At 58.0% G+C, this 7,634-nt stretch carries 4 protein-coding genes and 1 pseudogene; all 5 read right to left on the reverse strand.

The genetic code is table 11. The annotated features are described in order from the left end of the window. A complete protein-coding gene (locus NKH49_RS23710) occupies nt 1-1,602 on the reverse strand; it encodes an ABC transporter substrate-binding protein (RefSeq protein WP_352928110.1) in 1,602 nt (533 codons plus the stop codon). Then, nucleotides 1,599-2,768, reverse strand: a complete 1,170-nt coding sequence (locus tag NKH49_RS23715) for a serine hydrolase domain-containing protein (RefSeq protein WP_352928113.1) — start codon at nt 2,766-2,768, stop codon at nt 1,599-1,601. Before NKH49_RS23715 ends, NKH49_RS23710 begins: the two co-directional genes overlap by 4 nt. Nucleotides 2,769-2,934: 166 nt before the next feature. Further along, nucleotides 2,935-4,107 carry a M24 family metallopeptidase gene (locus NKH49_RS23720; protein WP_352928116.1) on the reverse strand — a complete coding sequence of 391 codons (1,173 nt, stop codon included), beginning with the start codon at nt 4,105-4,107 and terminating at the stop codon, nt 2,935-2,937. A 1,960-nt stretch (nt 4,108-6,067) separates the two neighbouring features. Next, nucleotides 6,068-7,061, reverse strand: a pseudogene (locus NKH49_RS23725) (aminotransferase class III-fold pyridoxal phosphate-dependent enzyme); the annotation flags it as partial. A 68-nt stretch (nt 7,062-7,129) separates the two neighbouring features. After that, nucleotides 7,130-7,634: UPF0149 family protein (locus NKH49_RS23730; protein ID WP_352928119.1), on the reverse strand; the 505-nt coding region annotated here is incomplete at its 5' end.

Genomic DNA, 7,634 nt, shown 5'->3' on the forward strand with positions numbered 1-7,634 from the left:
TCACCCCGAAGCCGGCTTGAAGTCGAGATACAAAGGGACCCCGTCCGGACGGGTCGCAGCTTCTATCTTAGTCGTGCGGTACACGACAGGGGTACCACCATTTGTCAGGAACCGGTGGGCTCCCGACTCCTCCAAGAGGTCCTGCATCTCGTAATAGAGCTTTGCGCGCTCGTTTGGATCCTCAATCGAGACTGCCTTGGCGTTGAGCTCGTCATATCGATCACTGCTGAAGCGCGTCCAATTCCAAATGCCCACTTGGGCCTTCACGAACCAGGGCGTGTACGCAGAAGGATCCGGCAGACTGCTGTCGTTTCTGATAAAAAGCTGCAAGTCCTTCCAGCGATCGCCTTCCGATTCCTGACCGATCCCGCTGTAGGAACCGGTGTCCTGGGCATTGACTTGGACAGTAATGCCGATCTGCGACAACTGCGCCTGAATCGTCTGGGCAATTATCGAGGGTGCGCCGCTGTTGTCACAATCGATGGTTAACTGAAGGTCGCTGACACCGGCCTTTTCCATGAACTCCTTGGCCTTGGCGAGGTCGCCTTCCGGCGGAACGAGCGCCTTCTCGCGATGCCCGATCATACCAGGCGGAATTATCCCGGTTGCCACTTCGGCCTGCCCCGCATAGGCAGCGTCCAGGATCTGCGGCACATTGATGGCCCATTGAATTGCTTTGCGGACATTGATGTCTTTCAGCTTCGGGTGATCCATATTCATGCCAAGCCAGATGTAACGGAGCGAGGGATGCTCCTCAACCTTTGTATCAGGCGGCGGATTGCTTTTGAACGTCGCCAGCGAATCGAGACTGATCGTAGCGAAATCAACATCGCCGGCCAGATAGGCGCGTTCCGCCGTCTTAGTGTCAATAATCGGTACGATGCGGATTTCATCAAATCCGGGCTTTGGTCCAGACCACTCGGGATTACGGGTCAACAGCGTGTACTGATTTTGCTTCCACTCCGCGAGCACATAGGGCCCAGAAAACGCCGGCGGTTTCATGCCGAAATTGCCGCCGTCCTTGGTCGCCTTCATCACCGCCTGCTCGGAAACGATGTGACCGTTGCCAGAAGGGAAGCTGGTGTTCCAGACCGGCACATACGGCGTCTTGAACACGATGACGCCGGTATGATCGTCCTCGATCTCGACATGATCGAACGAGCCTAGCTCGGACTCTGAAGAATTGTACTTGATGATGCGTTCAAATGAGAACTTGACGTCCTTGGCAGTCATCTCGCCATAGCCGCCGGTGAATTTAATGCCTTTCTTCAGACGGAAGAGAATATGTGTCGGATCGACCTGCTCGATCTTTTCTGCCGCCTCCAGTTGCCAACCCCATTCAGAGCCTGGCTTGTAACGCGTGAGTTTCGAATAAAGGCAGTTCATCACGTTAACTTCGTAACTCGCGCCGTAAAAGCAAGGATCCAAACTCACAAGCTCAAACTGAAGGGCGACCTTCAGCACTTTGCCTTCCGCCGCCCAGATCACCTGCGAGATCGGCATGCCGGAAGCAATAATACCACCGCCCAAGGCGGCTCCTCCCTTGAGAAGAGTGCGGCGGTCGATGTTCTGGACAATACCTTTCATAGTTTCACCTTTCATAGTTTCCTCCCATGTCCTGTTTCATTAGCTGCTGCAAGTTCGGCCATCATATGGATTAGAGGGGGGTAAAGGTCCCCGTCGTCACCGCTCTGGTTTTCGAACACGGCCATATAGACCACCGCGACGCCGGTGTCGGGGTTAGCGAGCAGGTATTGCCCCCCATAGCCTCCGTGGCCAATCCAAGTGCCGTCCGTCGTCGTGCTACGGCTATAGTAGATCCCTTCGCGCGGCTTGGGCCAAGGAGGTCCGGGATTGTGGCGTGTCTCTTCGATGAAGGCAGCATCGGCGACACGGCGTCCGTCAATGCCCACGCCCCTACGCGCGAAGAGTAGGCCATAGCGCGCGAGATCACGGGCAGAAAGGGAGGCTCCGCCACTGACCGACGGTACGCCCTCGCGATCACAGGCGATATGGAAGGAGCCCTCAAGGCCTGCCGCCTCTACTATCTCGATGAGCCAGCTGCGAAGCGACCGCTTACTCACACGCTCGACGATCCAGCCGAGCACTTCGCTGCTAGCCGAGTTGTAGATCACGTCGCCGGTCCGATTGGCAAGATCGTCTCCGGTGATGCCGCAGAGGACCGAGCGGATCGTCAAATCGATCCCATCATCCGGTGGCAAACGCAAACCTGCAGCGGCCTCCACGGAAAACCACGTAGTAGTCGCGTCAGGGTCGTCAACGTCATCGCCATAGTTGTTGGCGACATTCATGTCGGCTACTGCCCTGACGGTTGCCTCTCCGTATCCCGTCCCGATCTCGGGCAGGTAGTCCTTGACTTGTCGGTCGAGATTGAGAAGACCCTCTGCGACGCACCGGCCTATCATAATATTGAGCGTTGTCTTTGTGATTGAGTGGATGGCGTGTGGCCTGTCAGGTCCGAAGTCCGAAGCATAGGCCTCATAGAGGAGGCGGTCGTCACGCACCACAACCAAACCGGAAAAATGCGGTACCGAGAGGAACCGGGCGACATCTGGTCGCTCGCCAATAGTCCAGTCGATATCTTTCCTCAACGGTAACACGCGCGGGGAACGAATCGACGTGACGTAACGAGCGATGGTGTGCAGGTTGTGAAATCCTTGCCGGCGATAGTTCGCCAGATTCCAGTGCGCACTATTTTCGACCGGCGAAACGACCAGATCCGGGTTGGGTATTGTAGCAAACGTCATTTCGCAGGTATCCTAGTTGGGATCTTTTCGGGTGCACTCGATGATCCGATTCACATTATTGGTCGCCTTCCTCGCCAGCGAGGCGCGCCCCCTTGCAGGGGCTTGGGCTCGGTGTCCATGAGCTCAATGAGCCACGAGAGCCGGCGCGAGTTGTCATTGCTTCGCTTCATACGCGACGCTCGAAAAAGGTGTGCGGGACGGTGCTCATTACCTCCCCTCCATTTTCAGTAACCCGGACGGCGTCGCTCAACAAAAATCTTTCGCCACGCTCGTAGAAAGCAGACTGGAGGTGGAAGGTCATGTTGGCCAGGATTTCAGTATCATCATTGGGTGCTAGGCTCGGGCCGCTGATGTCGGCAACACCCATAGAGTAGCCAATACGCGATGTCCTGGTGAGACCATACGGCCGGATAGCCGCATCGTACGCGCGCGCGACATCGCCGCACGTCGTGCCTGGGCGCATCGCGGCGAGGGCAGCCTTGAAACCCGCCAGCCCACCCTCGTGCTGGTTCGTACGGCGTGCTGTGGGGGGGCCGAGATGGGCCATCCGCGTTATTGGAGCCGAGTGCCGATGCCGGCCAGCGGACAACTCCAGAAAATACTGCTCCCCAGCCGCAAATACGTCGTCCATCCACGGCTGGTGTGGCGCGTTGGAGAACTGGCCACCACGGATGTGCGGTAGAAACGGCGGCGGTCCGCCGGGAATGCGTCCGGTCCCGGCGCAAAGCACGGACATGATCGCAGCGGCTGCCTCACAATGCCGCGTGCCGACGGCGATCTTGTCAATGCCGGCAAGCAGAGCCCGATCCGTGATCGCCGCCGCCTCTTTCATATACAAAAGCTCGCGCTCGGACTTAACCAGTGCGCACGTCTCCACCAGGCTGCTGGCGTCAAGCGGCTCCTGAACTCCCAATGCGCCGACAAGTTTGGGGTAGTCGACCATGCCCAGCGCAGACACTTCGAGGCCGATACGTGGAGACGCCCCCACTTTGTCCTTGACGAACCGCCCGATGGCTTCCCACGCACCCTCCCCGCCGGAGCCGGTGATGCAACTTTCGGCATATCCGACAACCCTATCCTGCGGTAGCCAGCATCCGGCGTCGGCCGCAGTGTCGGCGTCCATCTTGCGCAAGATGAAATAGGGGTCGTCATCCAGCGTCACGAGCACAGCCTGCGGCGAATAAGCAAAGAACTCGTACCCCAGGAGATAGACCTGTTCAGCTTGTGAGGTAACCACCAGCGCGTCCATACCAGCCTTTGACATCAACGCACGCGCCTTATCGAGCCGAGCCCGAAACTCCGACGTCTCAAACGCCTGCACAATCATCTTGTTGGTCATATAAAACGCCCCTCCTCACCCAGTATTCATTCGAAATTTCAAGCAAGCGCACGGGGTACCATCGTATCCCGTATTCAACTTCGATGTCATCGGACATTGTCGACATATTGTCGTAATGTCAATATGTTTCTGTAGCGCGACTTTAAAGTCCTTGGAAATCGCCTAAGAACCGTGGGCCGCGAACAGGCAAATCGCGCGGGCGGGCAGGTAGGGAGGCGGCGTCAAACAAGGCATGAGACGATGCGAACTATCGCGGCATGGGTAAATCGGGCTAGGCGGTGTCGTCGTTCCGGCGTTCGTACTGATGCCGGTAGTCGCGCCCTTCTGGACTGTTCAACCACACGAACGCTGCAATACCGAGTGGACGGAGTCTTCCGTCATTTTTCGGAATGTAGACCCGTCGGGACGGTTGTGCACGATACGCACCGGACTGACTCTCCCGATGTAATTCATGCACGCGCCCAGCACGGCCATATAAACCACCGGTGCCGGGGTTGGCGGCCAGGCATCGCCCGGCAGAGCCGCCGTGACCCATTCAGATGCGGCCCTTGGTTGTTTGGCCGCTGTATACCTCCCCTCGCGGCTTTTCCACGAGACGTTCCTCCTCACCCCAGCATGCATTTGAGTTGCCATCGAACGAAGGAGCGGACTTCAGAAAGTGGTCTCATGCGTTCAACTCGGATGTCTTCCTGGATTGTCGACATTTTGTCGTGAAATGGCGATCAGTTTTTTGAGCCCGGCTTGAACTCCTCGAGAATGGCCCATGACTTCGTGACCGCAAACAGCCAAAATCGGGCGGCAGGCAGATAAGGAAGCGGCTTGAACTAAAGGTTCAGACGATCACGCATGCCCGCTGGTTTGTAGGTCTCCAGGCGAGAATTGACAGTTCATTCAGATGCGGGCACGCGTGAAAGTTCGCCGCACATCGATGCGGTGGGCGTTGTGTACCAATCTGTCGAGTGTTGCATCGGCATAGAATTGCCAACGGACCAGTTCTTGATCACGCCTAATAAGGCGATACGGGAAGTTTGTTGATCTGCGTCGTAGCGTCTTCGGCGAATTTCGAGCAAAAGCTGAACATGGTCCAGGCGGGCATATCTGCCCTCACCACGTATTTGCAAGCGCCGCCGCCGTGTGCGCCTAGGACATGCCCAGCCACGGCCGAAAAGGCCGGGCTGGGTGTCTCAGTGAATTATCGTTCCCAGTTTTGTGAAACCTTGAGGGCGACGTCCTCAGGTTATTGCCTCAAGCACCAAACGTCGGCTTGTATTGTGGTCGTAAATGGGCAAACCTGTCATGCTGCGCAGCTTCGGTGCGAATTGTGGTAACGCTGTGCACTCGAAGATGAAGGCACCAATGTCCGGATGAGCGGCGCGAAGTTGCTGCACGGTGTCAATGAGATGGCGCTCGGTGTCAGAGGCAGGTATCGGGCGGTCTCTGGCGGACGCTTCAGTTCGCTGGCTACAAGCATGCTGCCTGAGATGCCGCCAACCACGACTCTCGCGCGGTCCGCAGGAACACGGACGATCCCCAGGAGATCCGTCTCAACATACTTCTCGTGAGCGACCACGACGCCGAGTTTAGCCTTCGGCGCCAGGTGACGAATCACCGTGGGCGTTAACAGGAGGCTCCCCGTTGCCACGGGCACGTTCACGGCCGCAGCGACCGCCTCCTGATATCGAACGGTATAGCCACAGCCCGAGCTAATCGCAACAGCGCCCCCATCAACGAGGCGGCGGGCTGCGTCGGCGTAAGCACTGTAGAGTCCTGGCTCGTCGTCGAGAAGCGCCTGCCACCAGGCACCTGGAACCTTTTCACTGATGACCGGGCGGCCGTGGAATGTTTCAGGAATAGAATGGGGTGGCTGGCCGTCCCAGAGATCGGGGACTCCGATGGGTCCCACCAGTATCCGATGAACGGGTGGTGTCAATTCTGGTTAAGTGTTCACCGACTCGATCAATCATATCGTCCCCTCCGTCTTTAGTGCGCGATAGGTGTGTCCACAGCTCGCGCTGCCGCATCTATAATGATATCGACCTCGCTTCGCTTGATGATTAGCGGGGGAGCGTAGCCGAGCGTGTCGGCGTGTGGCATCGCACGAGCGATAACTCCATTTTCAAGCAATGCTGCCGCCGCCCGCACCCCAACCTGCAGCCCTGGCTCGAAGGGAATTCGCGCCTTTGGATCACGCATAAACTCAACCGCGGAGAGGATGCCCACACCACGGACCTCGCCGACAATCGGATGGCCCTCCAACTCGGCCTTCATCCGTTCGAGCCAGTACGGCCCAACGTCGCGGACATGTTCTAGGATATTTCGCTCGTGGAGCACCTGAATGTTGGCCAGCGCTGCCGCGGCGCAAAGGGTGTGCCCGGAGTAGGTCCAACCGTGACCGAGGGGACCGTGCTTTTCCGTGCCTTGCTCCAGAACCGACCATACGCGCTCGCCGATGATGGATCCGGAGATAGGCAAGTATGCTGAACTCAATCCCTTGGCGATGGTAACGAAGTCTGGGCGCATGGCGTAGAGGTGGGAGCCGAATTTCTCACCTGTCCGCACAAACCCGCAAACTACCTCGTCTGCGATCAGCAGAATGTCATGCTTGGCCAGCACTACTTGGATAGCTTTCCAGTATCCTTTAGGCGGAGGAACAATGCCACCAGTACCCAATACGGGCTCGCCAATAAATGCCGCAACCGTATCTGGGCCTTCAGCCAGAATAAGGTCCTCGAGTTTACGGGCGCAGCGCTTCGAAAACTCCTCCTCGCTTTCGCCATCCACCGCTTCACGATAGTAGTGCGGCGTCGTTGTATGGCGCACGAGGTCAAGCGGAAGGTCGAAGAACTGGTGGAAAAAATTCAGTCCGGTCAGGCTACGGTGACCAGCCCGGACCCATGATAGCCGCGATTGCGCGAAATGATCTTCTTCTTTTGCGGGCGGCAGAGTAAGCGATGCGCCAAGGCACCTGTCCCGAAATCGTCTTGATGGTTAGATCGATCGTTGGTCGGCGCGCCGGCGCCGATCACTTCGGATCGTCGTAACGGGTGAAGTAGTGGAGTTCGCGCAGGGCGGGGATGACGAGGGCGATGTCTTTGTACGCCTCGTGCTCGATGAAGCGCGCGGTTTCGGGCCCCGGCTTGGGCTTGCCGAGGACGGGCCTGCCCTTTTTGTCGACGCAGTAGATCAGGATCGGCAGCAGCAGGCCGTGGTTGGGGTTGTTGAGGTCGAGTAGCGATTTCCATTTTTTGATGTTGAGATTGATGGCCGCGTAGAACCCCTGGCACCACGGCCGCGGGTCGATGCCGCCGCTGGGCCTGGTTGCGAATCGGGGTGCATAATCCTGCGGTCTGTTGAAGAGCGTCTCGTTGATCCGGTTGTGGATCCTGGCGACGCTGGCAAACACGGCGTGATCGGCTGCAGAGCCTTTGGCCACGACGTCGCGCCGCAACCCCATGAGCGGGCACATCCAGTCTTGCGGGTCCGCGAACCGCGGCCCGGTGACCGCCGCCGTTACGAAGCCATCCAGC

It is taken from the genome of Mesorhizobium sp. M1088 (assembly GCF_040318575.1).
Classification (GTDB): domain Bacteria; phylum Pseudomonadota; class Alphaproteobacteria; order Rhizobiales; family Rhizobiaceae; genus Mesorhizobium.